The following is a 25,862-nucleotide window of genomic DNA, read 5'->3' as shown; positions in this document are numbered from 1 at the left end:
ATTAAAACACTGAGTTAAAATGAACTTGGTGTTTTTCTATATAAAAAAACTGAACGAGCTATTTTTATCTGCTCATCCAGTCTTGTATATTTGAGTTTAATACAACTCACAAAATTTTCTCACACCTACTGTTCTTAAATACATCCACAACAGAATATCTAAGGCGGATAAAATCGACACAATAATCATAACGAAATTGAATGGTCCTACAAACTCAGATACATTTACATAAAGGAAAATAAGTAAAGCACCAACTACCATGCCTCCAAAAATTGCAATGAACGAACTCATACTTTGTTTAATAACGATTATTTCTCGATCAAAATCTAATTTAGGGAAATTAATATTGATACACAATCCCAGTATTCCAACAAAGATACCTAAAACAAAGATTAATAGTAGTCCTACAATCAATTCAAACATTGTGAATCCAAATCCAACACTAATAAGTATAAAGCCAATCATAGAAGGTATCCAGATAATAACTGCATTTACAATGGCTTTGGATAAAAATATTGTTTCTGTTTTAACAGGTATTGTTTTTGTTATCCAAAATTGTTTACCCTCTAATGATATACTCACAGATGCAGTTGGTGTCATTAATGCAAATAAACATATTGCACCACAAATTAATCCAAAGAGTGTAGGTTTGATTTGAAATCCCAAGCTTTCAAATTGTGTTAGCATTTCAAATACCATTTGTTTGTTGAAGACTAGATAAGCTCCTCCAAGCACAAGCATAACTTGACCCATTCCCATATTCATAAAATACATCATATTTGAAGTAAACTTCTTAAACTCTTTCTCACACAAAGCTTGTAATGGTGATTTACCCTCTTCTTTTTTTAGTTTAAAGTTTTTTGCTTTATAACCCGTTTGAACAGTACTATTGATAGAAACAAATGTCTTGCTAAATAAGTAAACAAACAAAGCAAAGACACCACCATTAATTAAAATCGACAAAACTAATTCTATAATATTTCCACTAATACAACTATGGATGTAAATATAAATTGGATACAAATATGTTTTAATCAACATTAGTCCTGTTACAAACACTTCCTCTGGAATTGTTGTTCCCTCCAAAGATGAAAGTGACATAGATCCAAGCATAATAGCAGCAAATAAAATAATTGATCCTAAATTAACAAGTAAATTTTTATATTTACCATGACCTGCAAGTTTACGAATAATAAACGCAAATAAACTTGAAATTACAATTGGAATAAGAGGTAAGAAGAATAAACCTACAATTCCATATACATAATAGAGAATTCCCATTGATTCATTTACACCATAAATAACTAGGGCAGGTAACATGAATAAGAAACAATACACTAACATGATGACTACAAATGATAAAACCTTAGCAAGAAAAACCATTGTTCTTGAAATAGGTAAAGTCATAAGTAAATCAAAATCTTTAAATTGGAATAATTGCCCTTGAGCCGTAGTGATTGAAAAAATGAAAACAATCAAAACAGATGCTGTAGCCATTGTATATAACACAAAATCTTTATAACCCGCAGGTATCCCTGAGTAAATTCCCATACTGTATGTCGCTGATGCAAAAATTAGACCACCTAATATGACAACCAATAAGAAGATTCCTTTTGAATTTTTTGAACCTGAACGAGTTGTACTTCTAACCATGTTGATGATTTGAATTTTAGCTATCTCAAAAAACTTTTTCATTATTCAAGTCCTAGGAAGATTTCTTCAAGTGATTCATTTCGAATAATTTCATCCGTTTCTCCTTGTAATACAATTTGACCTTCTTTTAATATTGCTACTTTATCACATAGTTTTTCAACAACTTCCAATACATGAGATGAGAAGAAAATAGAACAACCCTCATCACAAATTTTTCTCATTCGTTTCTTTAAAGTAAATGCTGCTTTAGGATCTAACCCAACAAATGGTTCATCTAATATTAATAGTTTTGGTGCATGAACAAAGGCACTAATTAAAGCAAGTTTTTGTTTCATACCATGAGAATATGAACTAATTGAATCTCCTAAATTTGTATCCAGTTCCAATTCCTTAGCAAGTTCTTGAATTCTTGGAAGACGCACTTCATTCGGTACACCATATAAATCACAAATAAAATTAATGTATTTAATTCCAGTTAAATGCTCATATAAATCTGGATTATCTGGTATATACGCCATCACTTGCTTACAAGCAATTGGATCAGTTTTGATGTTTTTTCCATCAATTAATACTTCACCACTTTCAAAATCCAAAATACCCACTACACTTCGAATCGTTGTCGTTTTGCCTGCTCCATTATGGCCAATAAATCCAAATATTTCCCCTTGATTTACTTCTAAGTTAATTCCTTTTACAATTTCTTTTTGTCCATAAGATTTATGGAAATTTTTAATTTCTAACATTGGTTTCATTTTCTTAACCCCTTCTATAAATTTCTTTTAAAAATACAATTGTTTCTACAATCACAACAAAGATCAACAGCATAATTACCGCAAAGGAATACTCTACTGGTAATAACACTGATAAAATACTAAGAAATCCAAATATCACAAAGGTGATTCCTTGTATTCGATACATTTTTTGTCTTAATGCTGGATCATAGTTATATAATTTTGAATTTTTGAATTTCTTAAACAAAGCTACCTTTGTCTTATAGGTTCCACTTGTCTTTGGTAAATAATTTCCAATTAACAAGAAGAGACATCCAATAACGATCATCATAATTAAACGCATATCAAATTGAATCCCTATCGAATACCCAATAGATAAGAAGTAAACAACAAAACTTAATACCGGAATAATAAATTTAGCGATATATTCTACCTTTGGTTTTTGTACCGCATTGACATTATTGGTATCACTGGCATAGCATGTAAAGATTTGCAGAAACCCCATCGCCAATGGCAATACAAATAAGATAATTTCCTTGTTCATATACGCATCCGGTTGACCATAAATATTAAAATGTGCTGCTATCATTTCAGGCATATCTTGATAGATGATTGCTCCAACAATCATTGGAGACCATGTGATTAACACAGTAATCACAATTATTTTCCAATCTACATTTTTCACTTTTGATTCCCTCCCAATTGTTGAATCCAAACTAAGATATCTTCAAATACCGATAAGTTTAATTCATAATAGATAAAATTCTTTTGTTTTTCTTCGATGATTAGTTTTGCTTTTTTTAAAATTGATAGATGATAGGAAACCGTTGCACCTGTTAAATCAAATCGTTCAGCAATATCCCCTGCTGACATTTTCCCATCTTTCAATAATTCCAATATATCTCTTCGTATTGGATCTGATATCGCTTTTAATGTATCGTTTATTCCCACTTCATCACCACCTATTTAGAAATTTATCTAAATACATTATAGATACAACTTTCACAAAATACAATACCTATTTAGATATTTTTCTAAATAGAAAAAGTAGTATTTCTACTACTTTACAATGTTTTCTATTAATCGCACTACATCTTTATCACTTTTACATTCAACAAACTTCTCTTTATAGAGTACACCTTGTTTTTTATATCTACCTGTGTATTTACTTGTTCGCCCTTTAATCAAGCACCAATAAATAAATTCTAAATCTACCTTTTCAACACATCCTTCAGCAATAGAATCACGAGATTTTCCTCTATTTTGTATGTATCGTTTGATCACTCTTGGAAATGCTATTCTACGAGGAAAATTCATGAAAACAATTAAGTCTGCATCACTCATTCTTCGATCAAATTCAAATGCCGAATAATTACCATCAATCACCCATGATGACTGGCTTAGTGAATTATCCACTAACTTAGTTACTTCATCTCGATCTCGCTCTTTCCATCCATCAGTAAAATGAATGCAGTCATAATGATAAACAGGAGCATGAATGATTTCTCCAAGCTTCTTAGCAAGAGTCGACTTACCCGAACCACTATAACCAATGATTGCAATTTTCATATTGAGTGAACTTCCTTATATTTCTTAACTAAATTAAATATTGAAATCCCTGTGATACACATGACAAAAAGACAACCTGGTACTAATAAACTAAGTGTTTCTCCGATACTTATCCACCATCCAGCAAAACCTCGATTAATCCATACAACACTATAAAATAATTGAAGTGATAAAAATAAACTGTTCATAATTAAGTAATCAATGATGAAATGCCTCTCATTTTTAATAAATAAGCCAAGTACTCCCATAAGTAAAATAATTGGAAAGATAAAATTCTCTACAAGATAACTTCCCCAAAGACTTGTTGGTACATTTTGTGATAAAAGTGTTCCAAAATAAGGTTGAATACTAATTACTAAATTAATCATAAACAAAGAACCAAAAATAGTTTTAGTTTTATTCATTATCTGTTCTCCCTAACTTGCAATACAAAAATTCTACTACGATTAAATAGAAAAAGAAAGTGATTACTCACTTTCTAAAACTGGCATTTCAAAATAGAATATTGATCCTTCATTGATTTTAGACTTCACTCCATAGTTAAATTGATGTAATTCCAATACTTCTTTTACAATCGCAAGACCAATACCAGAACCTTGAGAAACACGATTATGTTCTTTATCTACTTTATAGTAGCGATCCCAAATTAATTCAATTTGATTTGTTTCAATACCTTGTCCAAAATCTTGTATTTCAATGCGAATTAAGTTGTCTTTTAATATTTGTCTTATTTCGATTCGCTTATTTTGATTTGAATAATTAATAGCATTGTCAATAAAATTATGTAGTACTTGAGCTATTCTTTTTTTATCCGCATAAATCATAATCGGTCTATTAAAATCAAATTGAATGTGAAACTCTTCTTGTCTCGAATAAGATTCATAGGTTTTTAAGACATCTTGTATGCATTCAGTTAGATTGAAGTTTTCTTTGTGTAGTTCAATCTTATTTTCATTTAGTCGTGATAAATCAAGTAAATCATTTACGATAAGATTCAATCGTTTTGATTCAGCAACAATGACTTTTATGTTTTCATCTGTTTTTTCATCAGGCAAATCCAACATCATTTCACCATAACCGGTAATCATTGTTAGTGGTGTTCTTAAATCATGCGATACATTCGCAATTAAATCTCTTTTCGCTTTATCTGCTTTTTGTATTTGTGTGGCTGCATACTCAAGCGTTTTATTTAATTCATATATTTCCAAATAATCATCCTTTTTTGAGACATTTTCATATTTACCACCAGCAAGATTATTTGTAGCTTCCTTAATTTTTACTATTGGTTTAACAATCTTCTTTGTTAAAAATAATACAAGAATAACTGTTGCGATAAAAATAATACATCCTATCATAAATAGTTGATCAGATAGTGTTTGGGTTGCAGCATTAACTCTGGTCACCCTTGTATTTACTAAGATGATACTTACCAATCCACTTTCATCTTCCACTACTTTCGTATAGACAATATTTTTATCTCCTTTATACTTTGAAACAAAGCTTTCATCAGGAGCATTCGGATTAAATGACATCTCAACTAATTCGGATTTTGAAAGATAACTTCCCCCATTCTCTTTCGCAAGTGAATAGTATTCAACTAATTTATCATAAGGTAAACGATTAATCATACAGCCTGTTACATTGGTGTTAATCATTTGGGAATCTGTAATAACAAGTGCACACAAATCATTTTGTTCTGATAATGAAGCAATGTAATCACTGATATCTTCATTGTTGATTACTTTTTCAATATTCGCAGCTGTTTCTTTTGCTACACTTACTTTGTTGTATTCATATAATGGTTGCAGTAACCCAATTTGAAATACCCAAAGAAGCGCAAGAATACCAAACATGAAGGTAACTAGATAAATGAGTAATTTCCATTGGAGTTTAATCGGCTTTTTCAAAACGATAACCCACCCCTCTTAGCGTAACAATGAACTTAGCATAGGGTCCAATGTTTTTGCGTAATAGTTTAATATGTGTATCAAGGGTACGATCATCACCAAAAAAGTCATAACCCCAAACTTTTTGTAGAAGTTTCTCTCTTGTAAGTGCAATGCCTTGGTTACGAATCATGTACTCTAATAAATCAAATTCTTTGGGCGACAAAGAAACTTTTTCACCATCTATTTCAACAATATGCGCTGTAAAATCTACTTTTAAACCCTCTTGAGTAAAGACTTCCGCCATTTCACTCTGTGATTTAGTTCGTTTTAAAATTGCTTGAATACGCATCATTAGTTCTTTGGGTGAAAATGGTTTAACGACATAATCATCTATTCCTAAATCAAATCCATGAATCTTATCATACTCTTCACCAAGTGCTGTAAGCATAATAACAGGAATATCTTTCATTTTCTTAATTTCTTTGCATGCTGAAAATCCATCAAGATTAGGCATCATAACATCCATGACAATTAAGTCATAATTACTACTTGCGCACTTCTCAACAGCTTCCATTCCATCCTTTGCTTCACTTACATCGTAGCCTTCATATTGGGCATACTTGCGAATCATTTCTCTAATTTTGCTTTCATCATCAACGACTAATATTTTCATTTTTATCACCAACTTTATTATATATTGAAAATGTGAATTTTGGGTGAAGTTAATAAAAGAGGCTATTTAAGCCCCTCAATTTTTTCTATTGCTTTATCCAATACACGAACATCAGCCACTTCAATATTACCAGCATCACACAAACTCGCAATCATAGGATCTAGTGGAATTTGTGCTAAGACATCAAGTTCTGCCTCTCTTGCGATTTGTTCAATATTACTTTCACCAAAGACATAAATCTTGTGATCACATTCATCACATTGTACATAACTCATATTTTCAATGATTCCTAGGACATTAATATTCATCATTTTAGCCATGTTGATTGCTTTTGCTACCACCATACTTACAAGCTCTTGTGGTGATGTTACAATCACAATGCCATCTAATGGTAAGGATTGAAATACAGTTAGAGGCACATCCCCAGTTCCAGGAGGCATATCCACAAATAAATAATCGACATCTTTCCAAACAACATCTGTATAAAATTGTTTAACAATACCCGCAATAACTGGTCCTCTCCATATCACTGGAGTTTCATCAGTTTCAAGCATCATGTTGATTGACATTACTTGAATGCCACCCTCACTAACACATGGATATATTGCGTCTTGTGTTCCCTCAGCTTTTCCAGTGATTCCAAATACTTTTGTCATACTTGGTCCTGTGATATCTGCATCAAGTACTCCCACATTAAATCCTTTTCTTGCCATTGCAGTTGCAAGTAAGCTTGTTACTAAACTTTTACCAACACCGCCCTTGCCACTAACAACACCTATAATTTTCTTAATATGGCTATCTTTATGTGGTTGTATTAAAAAGCTTTCAGGGTTAGTACGTTCTGAACAATTTTGACTACAAGAACCACAATTATGATTACAATTACTCATTTTATTTACCACCTTTCAACATGAATTATTTTAGCACAAATGATTTAAAAGAACATCAAAATGACATTATAAACAATGACAACCAATAGCGATGGTAGCATATTCGCTACTTTTAATTTATTGGGAGCAAGAAAGTTAATTCCGATACAAATGACAAGTACATAACCTACCATACAAATTTGTCGAAGAAACTCACCTACTAAAACCGATGATAAACTACCTGCAAGAAGAGTAATTGCACCTTGATAAATTAGAACCGGAATACTTGAAAAGATAACACCCATTCCTAAAGTTGCACCTAAGATAATACTTGTGATACCATCTAGAATACTTTTTACATACAACACATTGGGATCATGCAATAAACCATCATTAATTCCACCAATGATCGCCATTGCTCCCACACAGAAGATAATGGATGCAGCCACAAAACTACTTGCAAAACCAGCTAAATTAAACTTCTTTTCTATCTTATAAGATAACCCATTCAATTTTTTATCAAGATCCATTGCTTCGCCAATAAATGTACCAATAACAATCGATATAACCAAAATTAATTCTCCACTTGTAGAAACAAATTCCTTTGATACAACTGCCATATTGGAAAGCACACCATTAATTCCTATGACCAATACACATACACCAATCGCTTTATAGATACCCTCTTGGATATTTTCTTTAATCCCTTTTTTAAGCATTATACCTAGAATTCCACCTACGATAATACTTAGTGCATTTACAATACTTCCCATATGACCCCCTAAAAAAACAGGACTTTCATCCTGTTTCATTTTACTACTTCTTAATTATATTGCCTAGTGAAAATAGATTTGTTGGATATTTACCACTGAAACATGCAACACATAAATCTGGTCCATTTGCTTCTTTCACTTCATCAATCGTTAAGAACTTCAAACTATCTGCACCAATATATTCTTTTAATTCTTTAACATTGAGTCTTGAGCTAATTAACTCATCATAAGTTGATGTATCAACACCATAGAAACAAGGTGATTTGAATTCAGGTGAAGCAATACGTACATGAACTGCTTTAGCACCCGCATCTTTTAGTAATTGAACAATGCGTTTCATTGTAGTCCCACGTACAATTGAATCATCAATCATCACAATACGTTTACCTTTAACAATAGCTGAAATAGCACTCAACTTCATACGAACTCCACGTTCTCTTTGTTTTTGAGTTGGTTGGATAAAAGTTCTCCCTACATAACGGTTTTTAATTAATCCTATTTCATAAGGTAATCGACTTTCCTCTGCATAACCAATTGCAGCACTTAGTGATGAATCAGGTACACCAATTACAATATCCGCTTTGACTTTATCTTTTCTAGCTAATAATTTGCCTGATAATTTACGAGCATTATGCACATTGACACCCTCTATTACACTATCAGGACGTGCAAAGTAAATGTACTCCATTGAACACATTTTCTTTTGTGTCTTCTCTGTATATTTAAAAGATTGTATTCCATCACTTGCAATACGAATCACTTCCCCAGGTTCAACATCACGAACAAATTTTGCATTCACAATATCATATGCACAGCTCTCACTTGATACACAATAACCATCTTCTAATTTTGCAATTGAAAGTGGTCTTAATCCATTTTTATCTCGTACAGCATACATGCAATCTTTTGTCATAATAATAACTGCAAAAGCACCTTCAAGTTTTGCACATGCATTCATGATTTTATAAACCATGGTTCCTTCTTCTCTTTGAATTAAATGCAAGAAGATTTCACTATCACTTGTTCCTTGAAAAATACTTCCCTGATTTTCTAATTCCACTTTAATTTCTTCAGCATTTACAATTTGTCCATTGTTTACAAGTGCAAACGACCCTTGATGAGCACGCACCATAATTGGTTGAACATTCTCAATTTGGTTTTGTTGAGCTGTTGAATAACGAACATGCCCAACCGCATGTTTACCTGGTAATTCCTCAATTATTTTATTTGTGAAAACTTCACTAATTAAACCCTTACCTTTATAACAAGTAATGTTTTTGTTATCACTTGCTGCAATACCACAAGCTTCTTGTCCACGATGTTGTAATGCATGTAATCCAAAATAAGAAAGACTTGCAGCATCTTTTACATTGTAGATTCCAAAACATCCGCATTCTTCGTTTAGTTTATTACCCATTAATTCTCTAAATTCATCCATCATGCACCCTCCAGGAAAATAAAAAATACATATTGAAACCAATATGTAGTTATAATTTACTTGTGTTCTGTTTTAAGTTATGTAGCATTCCTTTTCCTCCATTACAAAGTAAACCCATTTCACAGATACGGGGAAAAGGTTTACTTGTAGTCCACTATAGGCCAGTGGGTAGAAACATGTCAGCCAATTCTTGACACCTATACAAGCAAATGTGATTGTTTAATCACGAATATAGTATACACAAGGACCACCCTCATTACAAGTTTTTTTATTAGGAATTCATTAGAAAAGCACCTATTCAGGTGCTTCCATCTAGTATGCTGCTTCGAATGACTCAATTTTCGCATCAACGAATTGAATTTTATCATTACTTAAACTATTTCCTATTGATTTAAATTCTTTTTGTAGTGCTTCTTCAGAGATATTATTTGATAAATTATTTTGAATGTATTCTTTGAGTTCCTTATTTACATTTTCAATAAAATTGATTTTATCAGCAACCGTACATTGCTTAGCATCCAAAATACGATAAGTAAAAGTATAGTACAAATACAATTCTCCTTTTATGATTTCATCTTCATAAACTTTACCTTTAATTTGAATTGAAAGATTATTATAAAATTCAATTGGATGATCTTTTTTACTTAGTACTTCGTCTCTTTTGGCATTGTATTCTTTCAAAGCAAATGGAATGATGTTCAATAAATAATCATAGTGTGGATCTGTTTCTTCCAATTGATTTAAAACAAAGTCATATAAGAATGAAATACTATCATAGTAATTTTCTGAATCCTCATTGAATGTATTGTAAATTATTCTATCAAAATCTTCAATACTCATTTCTTTGTAGTTCTCTATAACTAATGCATCCACCAATTTATTGTATTGCTCTTTTGAGTATTTTTTAGTGTAATCAAATTCTCTTTCAGTATTATTGACTTCAACTTCTTCCATCACATCTTCACTGCTATATACCCAACAATGTAAATCAGATACATTCATCCATTGTATCTCATCATTCAATGTACCTAATATTTTATTTAATTGTTCTAGCAACACTTTCGTGAGTTGAGGATCATGATATAACTTTTCAAATCCTTGCTCCTCGATATATGATTTGAGTGATAATGAAACTCCATCCAATATCGCATCACGCTTTGCAACAGTACACATTTTTTGATCCTTAATTTGATAATTGAAATCAATCGAAAATGAAATTTGTTGTGTAAGTTCCGAATTACCATACACATCTTCATACAAACTTACATCCTGTGACTTAACAAAGAATGGATATTTATTTTCTTCACATTTGTTGTAATGACTCTTTTCTGATTCCACCCAGCTTGTATAAAGAGTACTTTCCAAAAATGGATATAGCTCATCTGTTTCTTCCAAACTTTGATACAATCTTTGAATTATCTTTTCATTTTTATGATATTCTTCTTCATTGTCCTGATTCAAAACTATTTTATTGAAGTCATAAACGGTTATTTTCTCTAAATCATGCTGTGCTAATTCTTTCAAAAAATTGTAATCCTCTTTTGTATACTTTTCTTCATCATTCCAATAGTATCTGTTATTTCTTTGATTTGTTACTGAATTATGCGATTCTTCTTTATTTATTTTTGTACTACAAGACACACTTAAAACTACTACCAAAAGTACTATACCTACTTTAATAGATCGATTTATTTTCATTTTTCTTCCTCTACTTAATTATAAATTTCTGTTTCACTTTCTATACACTCTACAAATTCAATTTTTTCTGTAGATAATCTCGCTGCATTCTCTTCAAACTCTACAATGAAATCTTCTTTAGCTCCATTCATTTGTATTTGATGTTCAAAGGTATCTTGGGCTACTTGATTTATACGTTGAATAAATTCATCTCGTTGTTTTACTGTTAAATTTACTTCATCAAGAATGCGATAACTAAAGACTAAACTCATTTGAATATCCATCTTACCCTTAACACCTAACACTTCGGTATTTTGTGTACTTTCTAGATTAATCCAATATGTTGGATTATTTACTTCGTTTGAATATACTTCTTCTAGTCGTGCATTGTATTCATTCATTGAGCATTGAATTGTATTTACAAGAAAACTATAGTATTCACTAGTTTCACTGGTATTCCACATCACCTTTTCAAACAAAATCATACCCTCATCCGATATATCGTTCTGAAATAAATTATGAATTAATGAATTAAATTTTGAAATTGACATGGTTTCATAATCACGATAGTGGGTAAGTTCTAGAAATTTTTCTAATTCTTCTTTGGTATAACCATAGTCATAAATTGTGGGATCCTCTTCTCCAAAATGCTTTGTTTCTCCTATGATTTCATTTTGATGAAGTGGTGAATTAGTAAAGAAAAGCAACCCTACCCCAAACAGAATTACAAGTGAAATCATAACTTTAGTAAGTGTGATATTTTTTGTTTGAAGGATAGATACTATTCTGTTTTTCAATCCAGACTTTGAAAAGTTTGAAGTAAGTGGTGCAAGTATTACTCTTCGCTCTTCCATCTTCACAAGAGCCTCAGCATATGTACTACGTGAGGATAAACCATTTTTTAAAACTACTTCTTCATCACAACTAAATTCCAAATCTTGATTTGCTAATCGGTAAAAAAGCCATACAAGTGGGTTGTACCAATAAAGACAAACGATGAGTGCTAGTAACCATTTGATGAGTACATCAAATCGTCGAATATGGGCACGCTCGTGTGACAATACATAGGTCAAACATTGTGTATCCTCCCAATCAATTGATTTTGGAAGAAGAATAATTGGCCACAAAATACCTGTAGTAAAAGGAGAACCAATACGATCTGAATAACGTACTTGGATGGGTCTTCTTAAACGATTATTCTCTAACCACTCTTGGACAAAATGATTTTTTACTGGCAAAGATACTTTATAGGTAAAACGAGTTTTTAAGTGGAAATAGATTAAACTAGATGCCACAAATAAACAACCAATTGCCCAAACAATCAATAGCACTAGAGAAAGATTATCCTCAAAACTACTGCTGACAATTGTGTTTTGATTTAGAATTCCAGGTAAAACTTGTTTTGTAATTGGATTAAGAATTGGATCTGCAACTTGATAAAAACTAAAATTAAATTCAATTCTAAATGGAAAAAGAAATCTTAAACCTACTAGTCCCCATAAACCCATTAATAATTTTTTTGGAAGTTGATTTGTAAATAACAACCGAATGAATAAAACAACTAAAATTAGAATACTTCCAAAAATATTTATTTCTACAAAAGAGAGCAAATTATTCATATTTCTTAATTAACTCTTTTAATTTTTGAATTTCTTCAAAGGATACTTTCTTTTGTTCCAACAATGAGGCAACTAGTAAATCGGGATTACCCGAATAGTTTCGTTGAATCAAATCATCTGTTTCTTGAGCACAAACGATTTCTTTTCCAATGCATGCATGGCAAATAAAACCTGGATCAATACGTTGAATTAATCCTTTGCTAACACATTTTTTTATCACTGTATAGGTTGTTGTTTTGCTCCAACCTACATTTTTTTCACATTGCTCAGCAATTTCTTTTGCACTTTGATTATCTTTTTCCCATAAAAGCTCTAAAATATTTCTTTCTGAGTCAAATACTTTATCAACCATTTTCTTCCTCCATTCTACTGTGATAGAATATACATTCATTCTACTCTGATAGAATAGACTTGTCAACAATATAAAAAGTGAGTTTCCTCACTTCTTAATCAAATAAGTTTTCACTGTTTTCATCAGTATTGAATTCAGGTAATTTAGGTAATTCGTCTAAACTATACAATTTAAAACTATCCATAAATTCATCAGTTACCTCGTATAGAATAGGTCTTCCTGGTGCATCACTTCGACCATTCTCACGAATTAAATTGCGTGCTTCTAATTTTCTAAGCATCATATCGCACCCTACTCCACGAATTTCTTCAATTTCAACACGTGTAATGGGTTGTTTATAGGCAATAATCGCTAACGTTTCTAATGCAGCTTGCGATATCCCAGCAGTCTTCGTTGTTTGGAATAACTTTTCTGCATAAGGATGGACAATTGCTTTAGATAAGAACTTATATGTTCCTCCATAGTTCGCAATTTCAAAACCCCTACTATCCTCCGCATATGCTGCTTGAAGTAAACTAAACTCTTCTTCCGCTCTCTCTTGGCTAATTCCCAAGACTTCACTTGCTTGTGCCAGTGTAATTCCTTCTTCACCTACAATGAATAATAATCCCTCTAGAATTGTTCCTGCACGATTACCTTCTTCTACTTTGTTTGTTTCTTGAATTGCTTCTTCAATTTTTTCTTCTTGTTCACTTGTTAATTCTTCATGAAGCATCACTTCTTTTTCTTCTATTACTTCCTCTTTATTATTTTCAAGGTTTTCAATCATACTCACTACCCCCTCTTAAACCAAATTGTTTCGTTTTCATCAATCGTAAATACGAGTGTATGTTGTCTTGCTAAATCAAGAATCGATAAGAAAGTAACAATTACCATTTGCATATCATTACAATCTTCAATTAATGTTTCAAATGAGAATGTATCTGGTAAATCTCTTAATCTTGCCTTTATTTGTAACGATCTATCTTCCATTGATAATTCTTTAGCAGTAAACTTTGTCTCAATTGGTTTTGATAATTGTAACCTTCTAAGACATTTATTCATAGCTTTGACTAAATCATAAGGTGATCCATCAATTGGTGCATCCTCTGTTTTTGGTTTAGTCCATTCATCAACTTCAATAGATATCGGCTTTGACATTTGCATTGCTCTTTGATGATACAAATCACTTAATTGTTCACTTACTTCTTTAAATTGTTGATACTCCAATAAACGTCTAACTAAGCGATCTTTTGGATCCTCTTCAAACTCATCTTCTAGTAATGATTGATCCTTAGGTAATATTTTTTTACTTTTATATTCAATTAATGTTGCAAGTTCTAGTAAGTATTCACTTGCTACTTCAAGATGTAAGTCTTCCATGTGATTCAAATAAGTCAAGTATTGATCTGTTAATACGCTGATATCTAAGTCAAAAAGGTCTAATTCTTGCTCTTTGATTAAATGGAGCATTAAATCTAATGGACCTTCAAATTGATCAATTGCTACTGTAAATGTCATGTTGCCACCTCGCTAGAAAATTATACCAAAATTTCATCAATCTCACTAGTCTAAACTAAAATAGTTTTATAAACTTAATAATTCATAGAAATCCACAATTTCACGAGTTTTTTCATGACTTCATGCTATAATTTATATATTAATGGGGTGAAGTGATGGAAAAAATAGTAAGTATTGTACAGGCAAATGTTGTTTGTTTTACTGCACTTTTTTTAGCTATCACCTTTTTAAGTCTAAATCCTCTATTCAATAAAACTAAAAACAGGCTCTTCCTCTTTGTTTTCGTATTAAATATCTTGATGATTCTTGTTACAAGTTTGGATGCATATTTAGAGGTAGCAGGTCCACAATTCTATATACTACGGCGTATTACATCGTTTTTAAACTTTGCATGTGGCCCAATTATTCCTTTGGTTTTGTGTAGAATATTTGATGATAAGAAAATGCATACCTATGCTTATATCCCTATCATTATCAACATTTTCGTATGCTTTAGCAGTATTTTTTTCGAAAATATTGTCTTCCATATCTCAGTTAATAATAAATATGATCGTGGTGTTTTATTTCTTCTACCCATGCTTATTTCTTGTTTCTACATGATTATGCTTATTGTAAAACCTGTTAATCATCGTCTCAATAACAAGCACATTGAACGTATCTTTGTCTTCTTTGTTCTTACATTAATCTTGTTTAGTGCTTTTTTAGAAGTAGCATTTAAGATGAAATTCATGAATTGGAATTTTTCTGGAATGTCTTTAATCCTGTATTACTTATTGCTGAATATCCAAGTCAATATTACTGATCAGTTAACTGGATGTGCTAATCGGAGGTTGTATGATAGTACCCTCAATGATATGAATCATCATGATAACTGTATTCTTGTTTTAGTTGATATCAATAATTTTAAACAAATCAATGATACTTATGGTCATGATATTGGTGATAAATGTCTTGTTTATTTTACTACTATCTTTACAACAATGTTAACGAAGAATTCAACATTTTATCGAATCGGTGGTGATGAATTTATGGTTATTGCAAAAAAGCAAACTATTGAATCTGTTACAAATGAAATCGAAGAAATTCGAAACTTCCTTAACAAAAACAATTTAGATTTTGCTTATGGTATTGAATCTTATCATCGCTCATTCGATATATTAGATGCACAAATCGAAGCCGATAAGAAAATGTATCTGGATAAAAACACAAGAAAACCTAATCTTGACTTACATCTACTCATTGAGTTTCTAAATGAATAAAACGCTAGATACCTAGCGTTTTAATTTGCAACAATATTCACAATTTTATTTGGAATTACGATAACTTTTCTAATTTCTTTACCCTCTGTATGCGTTTTAACTGATTCAAGATTTAAAGCTGTTTCCTCTACAATCTTTGTATCTTCATCTTTTGCAATCATGAATTTTCCTCGCATTTTACCATTAACTTGTACTGCCATCTCTACCTCATTTAAGATAAGCTTTGATTCATCAACAGTTGGCCATGGTTCATATGTAAGGGTTTGTTTGCCTGTTAAAATTTGATACATTTCTTCACAAATATGTGGTGCAAAGCAAGATAACATTTTTATGAAATTCAATGCATATTCACGATATATTTTTTCTTGCTTATAACAATCATTAATGAATATCATCATTTGAGAAATCGCTGTATTCATGTTTAATGTTTCGATATCACTTGTTACTTTCTTAACGGTTGCATTGTAACTAAAATCCAATGAACCATCATTTGTATCCACGAGTCTATTTGAGTCAATAAACAAGCGCCATACACGATCTAACCATTTTCTAGATGCTTCTACATTTTTATCATTCCATGGTTTGCTTGCTTCAAGCGGTCCCATAAACATTTCATATAATCGTAATGTATCTGCACCATATGCTTTAACAATATCATCTGGATTGATAACATTACCACGAGACTTACTCATTTTTTCACCATTTTCACCTAATATCATTCCTTGATGGAACAATTTTTTAAATGGTTCTTTGCATGGAACAATTCCTTTATCATACAAGTAGTTATTCCACATACGTGAATACAATAAATGTCCTACCGCATGTTCTGGACCGCCAATATAAAGATCGACTGGCATCCAATGTTCTAATAATTTTTTATCCGCAATTTCTTTCTCATTATGTGGATCAATGTAGCGCAAGAAGTACCAACTACTTCCAGCTGAACCTGGCATTGTACTTGTTTCTCTACGATAATGTTTTCCATGTTTTTCACCCTCAACCCAAGCTGTTGCTCGATCTAATGGTGATTTCCCTGCTTGTCCTTTGTAGTCATTTAATTCTGGTAGAACCAATGGTAATTCACTATCTTCAAGTGCTTCCATTGTGCCATCATCAAAGTGAACAACTGGAATTGGTTCACCCCAATAACGTTGTCTAGCAAATATCCATTCGCGTAGGCGATAGTTAATCTTTGATTGTCCTACTTTGTTTGTCTCAAGCCATGCAATCATAACATTAATCGCATCTTCTTTATTTAAACCATCTAGGAAATCTGAGTTGATATGAACACCATCATCAACCATTGCTTTCTCTTCAACTGATTCTCCATCTAAAACTTGAATAATTTCAAGACCAAACTTCTTCGCAAATTCATAATCTCTTTCATCATGAGCAGGAACTGCCATAATTGCACCTGTACCATATGATGCAAGTACATAATCACTTATCCATATAGGCACTTTCTTTTGATTTACAGGGTTAATTGCATAAGCACCAGTAAAGACCCCTGTTTTATCTTTATTAAGCTCAGTACGCTCCATATCTGACTTAGAAGCACATTCTTGTTTGTATGCAGCAACCTTTTCTTTTTCTTCAGGTGTTGTAATAAGATCAACTAATGCATGCTCAGGAGCAAGTACACAATAAGTAGCACCAAACAACGTATCACAACGTGTGGTAAAAACAGTAAATGATTCATCATGTCCATCAACTTTAAAATTCACATGAGCACCACGCGATTTACCAATCCAGTTACGTTGAATTTCCTTTGTTGACTCAGGCCAATCAACTTCATTCAGTCCATCTAATAAACGATCTGCATATTTAACGATATCAATAACCCATTGTTTCATCATTTTACGTACAACAGGATATCCTCCACGCTCTGATTTACCATCAATGATTTCATCATTCGCAAGTACTGTTCCAAGTTCTTCGCACCAGTTAACAGGAAAATCTACATATTTCGCTAATCCATCTTCATATAATTGTTTAAAAATCCATTGTGTCCATTGATAGAACTTAGGATCACAAGTAGATACTTCTTTATCCCAATCAAATGAAAAACCCAACATTTTCAATTGTGTTGTAAATGTTTTGATATTTTCAAGTGTAAATCCCTCTGGATGATTTCCCGTTTGAATTGCATATTGCTCAGCTGGTAAACCAAAAGAGTCAAATCCCATTGGATGTAACACATTATAGCCTTGCATTCTTTTCATACGACAAACAATATCACTTGCTGTATATCCCTCTGGATGACCTACATGTAAGCCATGACCTGAAGGATATGGAAACATATCCAAAGCATAAAACTTCGGCTTACTAAAATCCCAAACATCGGTTTCAAATGTTTTATTCTTTTCCCAATATTCTTGCCACTTTTTCTCTGATTCTACATGATTGAATTCCATAACTTCCTCCTTGAAATATAAAAACGCCCTTAAATTCTAAGGACGTTTAATTACGCGGTACCACCTTAGTTCATGATAAATCATGCACTCAATTTTTCTTTAACGCAGATCTTACGGAATCCTTTTAATCAGATTCAGCTCTACGGTGAGTTCACTAGTCACGACTATCAAGTTTCACCAACCCTTGACTCTCTATCAATCGATATCTAACTACTACTCCGTTTCATAGCGTAATAATCATATCGAATTTGATGTAGAGTGTCAATTCTTTTTACGTAAACTATTTACAAGTAGCTCCACTTGTTTCAAATACTTTTTGAACATCTGCTAAAGCATATTTACCATCAGCATTAGCAAGACCTTCAAGTCCAGCATTAGCAATCATATCAGCATCTAATTTATCTAGTTGATACGTTACTTTTTGAATAATTGCAGCATCTGTTTCTTCAACAACAAATGTTACACCTTCAATATTTTTGTTCGCTTCTTTGTCAGCTTCAAGTGATTTTTTGATTGTTTCTGCATCACGATCTGCAGTAAGACCATATCTAACTTCTTGTGTAATTTCTGTAACCATTCCATCTGTACCATTTAATGTTACAACGATTGTATCATTGTCAGAAACTGTTTCACACGCAAGTAGCACATCACCTGTAGCTGGTTGATTTGCATTCGGTGTTGTTTCTGGTGTAACAGTAGCATTTGGTGTAGCTGTAGGTGTAGGTTCCGTAGGTTTTGTTGAACATCCTGCAATTAATGCCAATGCCATTAGTCCTAAAAATATTTTCTTCATTTTGAAATTCTCCTTTTGCTTAACGCAAGATGAATTATACAACGATTTATCATTTCTAAAACTTAAGACTTCCTAAAGAATTTAGAATTCTTGACACATTGCGTTATTACTAATCATAAATTCTCTAACTTTAGAAGCATCAAAACTACCATCTACTTTCATATCTTCCGTTAATCCAAGTGTTGTTAAAATAGTTTCACTAACTTCATTTAAATCATATGTAATTGTTGTCATGATTTCTTTTTCAGTTTCTTCAATATTATAGGTAATTCCTTTTTCCGAACTCATTGTAGCTTTATCGTCTTCAAGTGATTTCTTAAGAGATTCTACATCTGTATCCGCATCAATTGCATACGTAATTGATTGTTCAAGTGAAGTAATTTTCCCATTTTCAAGTTTAAAGGTTGATGTAATTGTTTCATTACTAGAATTGACTCCACATACCATTGCAGTAGCTTTAGTTTCATTTGGTGTTGCTGGGTTAGTTGTATCTGGTGTTACTTCAGGAGTTGCTTCAGGTTTTGGTTTAGTTGAACAACCTGCAACTAATAAAAGAGCTAAGCTCATACATAAAATTTTTTTCATTTTCTTCCTCCGGCTTTACTAGCCAACTTGATTTTATCAATTTAGGAAAAATTAATTCTTACTTATTTCTTACAAAATCCTAAATTTTCGCAAAAGAAAACTTTGATTGATTTCAATCAAAGTCTATTCTACGATGCAAGCAACACCAACTTCTTCATATAGTTCACTAAACTTGTCAGTTTTAAATTTACCATTTGTTTTTAAATCATCAGTGAATCCAATGCGAGGTAGAACATCAGCACTTATTTTTGTAATATCATATTCACCAATAATAGTTGCTTGATTATCTTTAATATCGTAATCAAACTTAATTCCTTCAATACCTTCAAAATCTAATTTTTGTTGAAGTAGTGATGCCTGTAATACAATAGCATCCTCTGGTGTATTCAATTTAATTGTCGTATTCACTGATGAAGAAATTATTTCATCATCTTTATTTGTAGTGAAAATTACAATTATATTTACTACTTCCCCATCTTGTTTACAAGTCATTGTTTTTCCTACTTCTTTTGGCGCATTCGCACATCCAGTCAATAACATGACTATTAATATACAAAATCCTATTTTTTTCATGAAATACTCCTTTACTTATCTTCATTGTACAGTAAGAAAAATGAATGTAAAGTTTTCTCACTTCACTTGAAATTTACTTAAAACATGATAAAATAAAATCATCTAGTTATTATAACTAGATGATGGAGGTTCGTTCTATGTTGAAATTTTTTAGAAACGCTCAAGATCCGATGAGCAGTTATACCCACTTTATTGGGGCTGTTTTGGGTGTCATTTACTTAGTAATATTACAAATTATATCATATTCTAATCAAAAAGACATCACAATACATGTTATATCACTTATATTTTGTTTATCCGTGATAGCTTTATATAGCGCTTCAAGTTATTATCATTACATTCCCAATGATTCAAAAAGAAAAACACTGTTTAGAAAACTAGATCATTCCATGATTTATGTTCTTATTGCAGGAACTTATACACCCATTGCAATTGGTTATTTAGCTCCTCCTGCAGGACTTATCTTTACTTCAGTTATTTGGGGTATCGCTTTGTTTGGTATCATTACAAAAATCATATGGCTAAATGCACCTCGCCTTCTTTATACGTTACTTTATTTAATTATGGGCTGGGCTGTCGTCTTCTATTGGCAAGGATTTTCAGCAATGCCTACAAATTGTCTAATTTTGATTGCTATTGGTGGACTTTCCTATACTATAGGTGCTATTATTTATATTATTAAAAAGCCAAATTTGAATACCTTATGGGGTTTTCATGAATTGTTTCATATCTTCATTCTGCTTGGAACATTCTTTCATTTCTTGGCTATTGCATTCTTTATTGCATAGAAAGGTCACTTATGATCCATTTAATTACTGACTCATCCTGTCTTTATACACCAACTATAGCCCAAGAACTAGGCTTTACAGTTAATCCCCTTATCGTTACTATCGCAGGCCATTCTTATCACGAATTTGTAGAAATAAATTCATCTGAGTTCTTAAAATTAATTCAAAAAGGTGACTTTCCTACATCTTCACAACCAACCATTGGTGAAATTCTTAATTCAATTGATGCTCACCGTGGTGATGAAATTCTTTTATTATGTATGGCTGATGGTTTATCTGGGACATATCAAACTGCCTGTGCAGCTGTTCAAGAATTAGATCACGCTGAAAACATTCGTGTCATTAATTCAAAAACATTGTGTGGACCACATCGCTATTTAGTTGATTTGATTTTAAAATTAATTAATGATGGAAAATCACTTGATGAAATTTGTGCAACGATACAACCAAAAATTGATTCATCACAATCCTTCTTAATGCCTCAAGACTTTGATTATCTTAAACGCGGTGGACGTTGTACCCCACTAACTGCAAAAATTGGTGGTCTACTAAAATTACAACCTGTTGTACGACAAACACCTGATGGACGTCGTCTTGATAAATTTGTTACTGCAAGATCCTTTGATTTAGCAGTAAAGAAAGTTATTGAAGCTTTAGCTGAAGCTAAATTGAATACACCTCGATTTTATATCTCTCATGCTTTCGCTGAAGAGCAAGCTCATAAAATCATGAAGTTAATTCAAACAAAGTTTCCTTCAAGTATCGTTGAAATTCTAGAATTATCTTGTGCATTTATTACACAAGGTGGACCCTATTGTATCGCAATTCAAGCAATCGAAGAATAGTAACCCTATTCTTTTTTTGTTATACTTTATTGGAGGTGAATTTATGATAAAGAAAATATGTATTCTTGTTTCAATTCTTTTTCTAACTGCTTGTAGTAATTCCAAAGAAGCCATCGTAAATAAGCTAAAAGAACTTGATTATCAATGTAAAGATAACATATGCTCATTGGATCAATGGATGACAGGTGTCTATGATTCCTTTGATTTTAATCACGATACAATTTGGTCAACGACTATTGCCCAATGTGACACACTTGCTTATAGTGGTGCAACTTTCGAAATAAATTTTAATAAAGATTTACTAACCATCATCGAAGATGACAAAACAATTACTTGTAAATTTAATAGCAAAGATAAAGTAATTACCGAATGTTCAAGCCAATATGAAGATGCTCAAGTAATTTTAGATACACTATTAACAAATTTAGGTCAACTTAATCTAGCGTATGATGATCTAAAGTAAGGAGAAATTATGAATTCATTTATCTTTTCTGATGATAACAAACGATACCATACTTGGAACTATTATTTACGTCATCAATTCAATTCAAAAGTTTATAAAGTTGCCCTCAACGCTGGATTTACTTGTCCAAATCGCGATGGTTCTAAAGGTATTGGTGGTTGTACTTTTTGTAATGATGTAGGTAGTGGAAATTTCACTCAACCATCAAGCATGGATTTACTTCATCAATACGAGCAAGGTAAACAAGTAATGGAGAAAAAGTGGCCAAATAGTAAAACAATCCCCTACTTTCAATCCTATACAAATACCTATGGTTCTTTAGCAAGAATCAAAGAATGCTTTCAACCTTTTTTAGAACTAGATGAAGTGGTTGCGATAGCTATAGGTACTCGTGCAGATTGCCTTGAACAAGAGAAATTAGATTTTCTAAATGAATGTGCAAACAAGAAAGAAATTTGGATAGAAGTAGGACTACAAAGTCGTTATGATTTAACCGCAAAAAAAATTAATCGCGGGCATAATTTTGATGAGTTTGAAGACTGTATCAAGCGTATCAAGAAAACAAATTGTAAAGTTTGTGTACACATCATCAATGGTTTACCAGACGAAACAAAAGAAATGATGATTGAAACTGCTAAAGTATGTAATGATTTAAATGTTGATGCAGTAAAAATTCATATGCTTCATATCACAAAAAATACCCAGTTAGCCAGATCATTTGAAGCTTTTCCATTTCACGTTTTAACATTAGATGAATACGTGGATATCGTTTGTGAGCAACTGCAAGTATTAAATCCATCCATTATTATTCAACGTCTTACGGGCGATGCCATTAAAGAAGAATTAATTACTCCCACGTGGACTTTGAAGAAAACAATTGTATTAAATGAAATTGATAAAAAAATGGCTCGTGAACATTTGACACAAGGAATGAACTCATCATGGAAAATATAAACACCACATGTCATCGTTTACTCAAAGAATATTTAACAAAAGAAATGATTGCGATTGATGCAACTGCAGGAAATGGTAATGATACTCTCTTTCTTTGTGTTCATTGCGGTCATGTTTATGCGTATGATATTCAACTGGATGCCATTGAAAACACTAAAAAAAGATGCAGCACTCTTTCTAATTTAACATTGTATCATGCAAGTCATGAAGAAATACAAAACTTAAATATTGAAGTCGATGTCATTATCTTTAATTTTGGATATTTACCTAAAAGTGATTCTCTTATTGTAACTAAACCTGAATCTTCAATAAGAGCACTTGAATCATCTTATAGCCTATTAAAAGAGAATGGTAAAATGATGCTTGCTTGTTATGTTGGTCATCCAGGTGGTCGCGAAGAGCATGAAGCAGTTAAGAATTGGGTTTTATCCAAATCGTTTGAAGTAATTTCCTATCAAAATAATTATGAGAATGCACCTATACTTTATGAATGTACAAAAAGAAAAAGAGCCTAACGGCTCTATTTCTTTTTATATAAGGGGATAGAATGTATGTACAATAATCATTTAGGGGATATTTGAATATTGCACCTCAAGAGTGTTCCTCTTGATGACTATACTATACCTTAATTCTATCGTTGTAATTTGTTAAGAATATGGTAAATTATGTGAATTAATCAATTAAACCCTTTAGGTTTGCCACAATATAGGTTGGTTTAATATCCAACTTATAACAATCTTCCATATTGTGAACCCCTGTTGTTACAAAGATTGTTTCTATACCTGCTTGGTTACCACATAAAATATCAGTTTCAAGATTATCGCCTACAATTACAGCATTTTCTTTAGCAACTTTTGCGTAGCGCAATGCTCCTTCAATGATTGCATTGTGTGGTTTTCCTATTTTTATCGCTTCACTACTTGTAGCATACTCAAACATTGCCACGACACTACCATTGCCAATATTTACCCCTTTTTCAGATAACAAAAGGCGATCATTATTTGTACCTACAAGCTTACAACCATCTTTTACAAGTCTTACTGCATACGAATAATCTTGATAGGTAGCTTGACGATCCAAGCCAATAAATAAGAAATCCGCTTTCTCTGGATTTATCGTAAATCCATTAGAAATTAAAGCTTGTTTTAGTCCTTCTTCCCCAATATAATATGCATCTTTTTTACTTGGATAATCACGTGCAATCTTTTCCGCTGCAGCCATAGCCGATGTATAAAAATGATGAGGCTTAATTCCTGTAAATCCCATTTTTTGCATATGTTGACAAGCTTGTTCTTGTGTTCTTGACGAATTATTTGTTAGAAAATAGAAATCAATGTGATTATCCAAGAGATAATTAATCCATTTAATTGCTCCATCAATTACCTTTGTTCCCCAATACATTGTCCCATCTAAATCAATAAAATAACATTTTTTATCCATATTACCATCCTCACATATCCACAAATAGTATATAATAGAGACAGTCTTTTTAAAAGGACAGTTTAAGAATTGAGGTAACAATGAAAGTTTGGCAAAAAATATTACTTATATTCACACTATTGGTATTTTTAATTGGTGGACTATATTATGATACATTCTATGTGGCTCCTAGTCGTTTTAAAGTGCGCTATGAAACTATAAGTTCCACTAAAATCCCTACTCAACTAAACGACGTAAACATTCTTTTCTTTTCAGATGTTCATTATAATAATTTTATGGATGAAATACGCTTTAATGAAGTCATTCAACTAATCAATGATACTTCTGCAGACATCGTTGTGTTTGTGGGTGATTTGTTTGATCATCCATCAAACAATATTCCAAGTGAGGAAGTACTACAAAAAATTACAGAACAACTTAAATCGATATCAGCACCTTTAGGTAAATTTGCAGTCTTAGGTAATCATGATTTAGAATCAGAAACAACAAAAGAAATGATATCCTCAGTCCTGCATCGTGCCGATTTTGAAATCATAACAAATCGTTCAATCATGATTCGAAACAAAGGTTCAGAAGCTATTAATCTTATTGGACTAGATAGTCAATTACTAGGTATACCTGATTTGAATACAGCATTTGCAACCGTATCTCCAAATAGTTTCAACATTGTTGTGTCACATACACCAGATATAGCTGATTCTTTAACACCTGACTTGGTTGATCTGCAAGTATCTGGACATAGCCACGGGGGGCAAGTTTATTTTCCAATCATCGGTGCTTTCTACACTGCTCCTTATGCTGAAATCTACAACAAAGGCAAGTATAAGATTAACGATCAATTTGTTCTTGATGTTATGAATGGTATTGGAACAACAAAAATGGACATTCGATTCTTATCTGATGCTGAGGTAGTTGTCTATCGATTAAAGAAAACTATCGAGCCAACGCCTACTCCAACAACTGAATAGATAAAATAAAGATGAGCAAACTACTCATCTTTTTTAT

28 protein-coding genes, 1 riboswitch and 1 other annotated feature are annotated in these 25,862 nt (G+C 32.0%); of the genes, 7 read left to right on the top strand and 21 right to left on the bottom strand.

Annotated elements, in window-relative coordinates:
- Positions 1-96: 96 nt before the first annotated feature.
- From B5D14_RS11575 to B5D14_RS11500, 16 genes are all read right to left on the bottom strand, one after another.
- On the bottom strand, positions 97-1,695 hold the full coding sequence (locus B5D14_RS11575) for a putative ABC transporter permease subunit (protein WP_078712794.1): 1,599 nt from the start codon (positions 1,693-1,695) through the stop codon (positions 97-99).
- On the bottom strand, positions 1,695-2,405 hold the full coding sequence (locus B5D14_RS11570; protein WP_200804822.1) for an ABC transporter ATP-binding protein: 711 nt from the start codon (positions 2,403-2,405) through the stop codon (positions 1,695-1,697). Before B5D14_RS11570 ends, B5D14_RS11575 begins: the two co-directional genes overlap by 1 nt.
- 4 nt (positions 2,406-2,409) lie before the next feature.
- Positions 2,410-3,069 carry a DUF1648 domain-containing protein gene (locus B5D14_RS11565; protein ID WP_078712793.1) on the bottom strand — a complete coding sequence of 220 codons (660 nt, stop codon included), beginning with the start codon at positions 3,067-3,069 and terminating at the stop codon, positions 2,410-2,412.
- Positions 3,066-3,335: an autorepressor SdpR family transcription factor gene (locus B5D14_RS11560; RefSeq protein ID WP_078712792.1), complete on the bottom strand. Its 270-nt coding sequence runs from the start codon at positions 3,333-3,335 to the stop codon at positions 3,066-3,068. The genes B5D14_RS11565 and B5D14_RS11560 overlap by 4 nt, the downstream gene beginning before the upstream one ends.
- Positions 3,336-3,443: 108 nt before the next feature.
- The gene (locus tag B5D14_RS11555) at positions 3,444-3,953 is read right to left on the bottom strand and encodes a P-loop NTPase family protein (RefSeq protein WP_078712791.1); all 510 of its coding nucleotides are present in this window, start codon (positions 3,951-3,953) and stop codon (positions 3,444-3,446) included.
- On the bottom strand, positions 3,950-4,357 hold the full coding sequence (locus B5D14_RS11550; protein ID WP_078712790.1) for a hypothetical protein: 408 nt from the start codon (positions 4,355-4,357) through the stop codon (positions 3,950-3,952). The genes B5D14_RS11555 and B5D14_RS11550 overlap by 4 nt, the downstream gene beginning before the upstream one ends.
- A 63-nt stretch (positions 4,358-4,420) precedes the next feature.
- On the bottom strand, positions 4,421-5,860 hold the full coding sequence (locus B5D14_RS11545) for a sensor histidine kinase (RefSeq protein ID WP_078712789.1): 1,440 nt from the start codon (positions 5,858-5,860) through the stop codon (positions 4,421-4,423).
- Positions 5,844-6,515, bottom strand: a complete 672-nt coding sequence (locus B5D14_RS11540) for a response regulator transcription factor (protein ID WP_078712788.1) — start codon at positions 6,513-6,515, stop codon at positions 5,844-5,846. Before B5D14_RS11540 ends, B5D14_RS11545 begins: the two co-directional genes overlap by 17 nt.
- Before the next feature lie 62 nt (positions 6,516-6,577).
- The gene (locus B5D14_RS11535) at positions 6,578-7,405 is read right to left on the bottom strand and encodes an Mrp/NBP35 family ATP-binding protein (protein ID WP_078712787.1); all 828 of its coding nucleotides are present in this window, start codon (positions 7,403-7,405) and stop codon (positions 6,578-6,580) included.
- A gap of 44 nt (positions 7,406-7,449) precedes the next feature.
- The gene (locus B5D14_RS11530; protein ID WP_078712817.1) at positions 7,450-8,157 is read right to left on the bottom strand and encodes a DUF554 domain-containing protein; all 708 of its coding nucleotides are present in this window, start codon (positions 8,155-8,157) and stop codon (positions 7,450-7,452) included.
- A gap of 43 nt (positions 8,158-8,200) precedes the next feature.
- Positions 8,201-9,595: an amidophosphoribosyltransferase gene (gene purF, locus B5D14_RS11525; protein ID WP_210188174.1), complete on the bottom strand. Its 1,395-nt coding sequence runs from the start codon at positions 9,593-9,595 to the stop codon at positions 8,201-8,203.
- A 127-nt stretch (positions 9,596-9,722) separates the two neighbouring features.
- Positions 9,723-9,820, bottom strand: a riboswitch (purine riboswitch).
- An 87-nt stretch (positions 9,821-9,907) separates the two neighbouring features.
- Positions 9,908-11,293, bottom strand: a complete 1,386-nt coding sequence (locus tag B5D14_RS11520; protein ID WP_078712785.1) for a hypothetical protein — start codon at positions 11,291-11,293, stop codon at positions 9,908-9,910.
- A 14-nt stretch (positions 11,294-11,307) separates the two neighbouring features.
- Complete coding sequence (locus B5D14_RS11515) at positions 11,308-12,891, bottom strand: M56 family metallopeptidase (RefSeq protein ID WP_078712784.1); 1,584 nt, start codon at positions 12,889-12,891, stop codon at positions 11,308-11,310.
- Positions 12,884-13,243, bottom strand: coding sequence for a BlaI/MecI/CopY family transcriptional regulator (locus tag B5D14_RS11510; RefSeq protein ID WP_078712783.1), 360 nt, complete (start codon positions 13,241-13,243; stop codon positions 12,884-12,886). Before B5D14_RS11510 ends, B5D14_RS11515 begins: the two co-directional genes overlap by 8 nt.
- Before the next feature lie 94 nt (positions 13,244-13,337).
- On the bottom strand, positions 13,338-14,012 hold the full coding sequence (gene scpB / locus B5D14_RS11505; RefSeq protein ID WP_200804821.1) for an SMC-Scp complex subunit ScpB: 675 nt from the start codon (positions 14,010-14,012) through the stop codon (positions 13,338-13,340).
- Between the two features lie 5 nt (positions 14,013-14,017).
- Positions 14,018-14,743: a segregation and condensation protein A gene (locus B5D14_RS11500; protein WP_078712782.1), complete on the bottom strand. Its 726-nt coding sequence runs from the start codon at positions 14,741-14,743 to the stop codon at positions 14,018-14,020.
- A 155-nt stretch (positions 14,744-14,898) separates the two neighbouring features.
- On the opposite strand from B5D14_RS11500, the gene B5D14_RS11495 reads away from it, so the two are divergent.
- The gene (locus tag B5D14_RS11495) at positions 14,899-16,002 is read left to right on the top strand and encodes a GGDEF domain-containing protein (RefSeq protein ID WP_078712781.1); all 1,104 of its coding nucleotides are present in this window, start codon (positions 14,899-14,901) and stop codon (positions 16,000-16,002) included.
- A gap of 20 nt (positions 16,003-16,022) precedes the next feature.
- On the opposite strand, the gene leuS is transcribed toward B5D14_RS11495, so the two are convergent.
- From leuS to B5D14_RS11475, 4 genes are all read right to left on the bottom strand, one after another.
- Positions 16,023-18,416: a leucine--tRNA ligase gene (gene leuS, locus B5D14_RS11490; protein ID WP_078712780.1), complete on the bottom strand. Its 2,394-nt coding sequence runs from the start codon at positions 18,414-18,416 to the stop codon at positions 16,023-16,025.
- A gap of 35 nt (positions 18,417-18,451) precedes the next feature.
- Positions 18,452-18,652 (bottom strand) — a binding site (T-box leader).
- 44 nt (positions 18,653-18,696) lie between these two features.
- Positions 18,697-19,209, bottom strand: a complete 513-nt coding sequence (locus B5D14_RS11485) for a DUF1307 domain-containing protein (RefSeq protein ID WP_078712779.1) — start codon at positions 19,207-19,209, stop codon at positions 18,697-18,699.
- Between the two features lie 81 nt (positions 19,210-19,290).
- The gene (locus B5D14_RS11480; protein ID WP_078712778.1) at positions 19,291-19,794 is read right to left on the bottom strand and encodes a hypothetical protein; all 504 of its coding nucleotides are present in this window, start codon (positions 19,792-19,794) and stop codon (positions 19,291-19,293) included.
- 123 nt (positions 19,795-19,917) lie between these two features.
- Positions 19,918-20,367 carry a DUF1307 domain-containing protein gene (locus B5D14_RS11475; protein WP_078712777.1) on the bottom strand — a complete coding sequence of 150 codons (450 nt, stop codon included), beginning with the start codon at positions 20,365-20,367 and terminating at the stop codon, positions 19,918-19,920.
- A gap of 137 nt (positions 20,368-20,504) precedes the next feature.
- Here B5D14_RS11475 and trhA point away from each other — a divergent pair, with 137 nt between their 5' ends.
- Genes trhA through mnmM form a run of 5 tightly spaced genes read left to right on the top strand, consistent with a single transcriptional unit; the run spans position 20,505 to position 23,932 of the window.
- Positions 20,505-21,155, top strand: a complete 651-nt coding sequence (gene trhA / locus B5D14_RS11470) for a PAQR family membrane homeostasis protein TrhA (RefSeq protein WP_078712776.1) — start codon at positions 20,505-20,507, stop codon at positions 21,153-21,155.
- An 11-nt stretch (positions 21,156-21,166) separates the two neighbouring features.
- Complete coding sequence (locus tag B5D14_RS11465; protein WP_078712775.1) at positions 21,167-22,000, top strand: DegV family protein; 834 nt, start codon at positions 21,167-21,169, stop codon at positions 21,998-22,000.
- A 43-nt stretch (positions 22,001-22,043) separates the two neighbouring features.
- Complete coding sequence (locus tag B5D14_RS11460; protein WP_078712774.1) at positions 22,044-22,463, top strand: hypothetical protein; 420 nt, start codon at positions 22,044-22,046, stop codon at positions 22,461-22,463.
- A gap of 9 nt (positions 22,464-22,472) precedes the next feature.
- The gene (gene mnmL / locus B5D14_RS11455) at positions 22,473-23,417 is read left to right on the top strand and encodes a tRNA modification radical SAM protein MnmL/YtqA (protein WP_078712773.1); all 945 of its coding nucleotides are present in this window, start codon (positions 22,473-22,475) and stop codon (positions 23,415-23,417) included.
- Positions 23,405-23,932 carry a tRNA 5-(aminomethyl)-2-thiouridylate-methyltransferase MnmM gene (mnmM, locus tag B5D14_RS11450; protein ID WP_078712772.1) on the top strand — a complete coding sequence of 176 codons (528 nt, stop codon included), beginning with the start codon at positions 23,405-23,407 and terminating at the stop codon, positions 23,930-23,932. The genes mnmL and mnmM overlap by 13 nt, the downstream gene beginning before the upstream one ends.
- Positions 23,933-24,089: 157 nt before the next feature.
- Here the strand turns inward: mnmM and B5D14_RS11445 are convergent, their stop codons facing one another.
- Complete coding sequence (locus B5D14_RS11445) at positions 24,090-24,857, bottom strand: HAD-IIA family hydrolase (protein ID WP_078712771.1); 768 nt, start codon at positions 24,855-24,857, stop codon at positions 24,090-24,092.
- An 80-nt stretch (positions 24,858-24,937) separates the two neighbouring features.
- On the opposite strand from B5D14_RS11445, the gene B5D14_RS11440 reads away from it, so the two are divergent.
- On the top strand, positions 24,938-25,825 hold the full coding sequence (locus B5D14_RS11440; RefSeq protein WP_078712770.1) for a metallophosphoesterase: 888 nt from the start codon (positions 24,938-24,940) through the stop codon (positions 25,823-25,825).
- Positions 25,826-25,862 lie beyond the last annotated feature (37 nt).

The sequence above is a fragment of the Anaerorhabdus furcosa genome, assembly GCF_900167375.1.
GTDB classification, from domain to species: domain Bacteria; phylum Bacillota_I; class Bacilli_A; order Erysipelotrichales; family Erysipelotrichaceae; genus Anaerorhabdus; species Anaerorhabdus furcosa.
This window is presented reverse-complemented; position numbering and strand designations above follow the sequence as displayed.

Bases quoted from the DNA above. Each gene is read 5' to 3' on its own strand.
- B5D14_RS11575 (WP_078712794.1), bottom strand. From the start codon at position 1,695: ATGAAAAAGTTTTTTGAGATAGCTAAAATTCAAATCATCAACATGGTT.
- B5D14_RS11570 (WP_200804822.1), bottom strand. From the start codon at position 2,405: ATGAAACCAATGTTAGAAATTAAAAATTTCCATAAATCTTATGGACAA.
- B5D14_RS11555 (WP_078712791.1), bottom strand. From the start codon at position 3,953: ATGAAAATTGCAATCATTGGTTATAGTGGTTCGGGTAAGTCGACTCTT.
- B5D14_RS11550 (WP_078712790.1), bottom strand. From the start codon at position 4,357: ATGAATAAAACTAAAACTATTTTTGGTTCTTTGTTTATGATTAATTTA.
- B5D14_RS11540 (WP_078712788.1), bottom strand. From the start codon at position 6,515: ATGAAAATATTAGTCGTTGATGATGAAAGCAAAATTAGAGAAATGATT.
- B5D14_RS11535 (WP_078712787.1), bottom strand. From the start codon at position 7,405: ATGAGTAATTGTAATCATAATTGTGGTTCTTGTAGTCAAAATTGTTCA.
- B5D14_RS11530 (WP_078712817.1), bottom strand. From the start codon at position 8,157: ATGGGAAGTATTGTAAATGCACTAAGTATTATCGTAGGTGGAATTCTA.
- purF (WP_210188174.1), bottom strand. From the start codon at position 9,595: ATGGATGAATTTAGAGAATTAATGGGTAATAAACTAAACGAAGAATGC.
- B5D14_RS11520 (WP_078712785.1), bottom strand. From the start codon at position 11,293: ATGAAAATAAATCGATCTATTAAAGTAGGTATAGTACTTTTGGTAGTA.
- B5D14_RS11515 (WP_078712784.1), bottom strand. From the start codon at position 12,891: ATGAATAATTTGCTCTCTTTTGTAGAAATAAATATTTTTGGAAGTATT.
- B5D14_RS11510 (WP_078712783.1), bottom strand. From the start codon at position 13,243: ATGGTTGATAAAGTATTTGACTCAGAAAGAAATATTTTAGAGCTTTTA.
- scpB (WP_200804821.1), bottom strand. From the start codon at position 14,012: ATGATTGAAAACCTTGAAAATAATAAAGAGGAAGTAATAGAAGAAAAA.
- B5D14_RS11500 (WP_078712782.1), bottom strand. From the start codon at position 14,743: ATGACATTTACAGTAGCAATTGATCAATTTGAAGGTCCATTAGATTTA.
- B5D14_RS11495 (WP_078712781.1), top strand. From the start codon at position 14,899: ATGGAAAAAATAGTAAGTATTGTACAGGCAAATGTTGTTTGTTTTACT.
- leuS (WP_078712780.1), bottom strand. From the start codon at position 18,416: ATGGAATTCAATCATGTAGAATCAGAGAAAAAGTGGCAAGAATATTGG.
- B5D14_RS11485 (WP_078712779.1), bottom strand. From the start codon at position 19,209: ATGAAGAAAATATTTTTAGGACTAATGGCATTGGCATTAATTGCAGGA.
- B5D14_RS11480 (WP_078712778.1), bottom strand. From the start codon at position 19,794: ATGAAAAAAATTTTATGTATGAGCTTAGCTCTTTTATTAGTTGCAGGT.
- B5D14_RS11475 (WP_078712777.1), bottom strand. From the start codon at position 20,367: ATGAAAAAAATAGGATTTTGTATATTAATAGTCATGTTATTGACTGGA.
- trhA (WP_078712776.1), top strand. From the start codon at position 20,505: ATGTTGAAATTTTTTAGAAACGCTCAAGATCCGATGAGCAGTTATACC.
- B5D14_RS11465 (WP_078712775.1), top strand. From the start codon at position 21,167: ATGATCCATTTAATTACTGACTCATCCTGTCTTTATACACCAACTATA.
- B5D14_RS11460 (WP_078712774.1), top strand. From the start codon at position 22,044: ATGATAAAGAAAATATGTATTCTTGTTTCAATTCTTTTTCTAACTGCT.
- mnmL (WP_078712773.1), top strand. From the start codon at position 22,473: ATGAATTCATTTATCTTTTCTGATGATAACAAACGATACCATACTTGG.
- mnmM (WP_078712772.1), top strand. From the start codon at position 23,405: ATGGAAAATATAAACACCACATGTCATCGTTTACTCAAAGAATATTTA.
- B5D14_RS11445 (WP_078712771.1), bottom strand. From the start codon at position 24,857: ATGGATAAAAAATGTTATTTTATTGATTTAGATGGGACAATGTATTGG.
- B5D14_RS11440 (WP_078712770.1), top strand. From the start codon at position 24,938: ATGAAAGTTTGGCAAAAAATATTACTTATATTCACACTATTGGTATTT.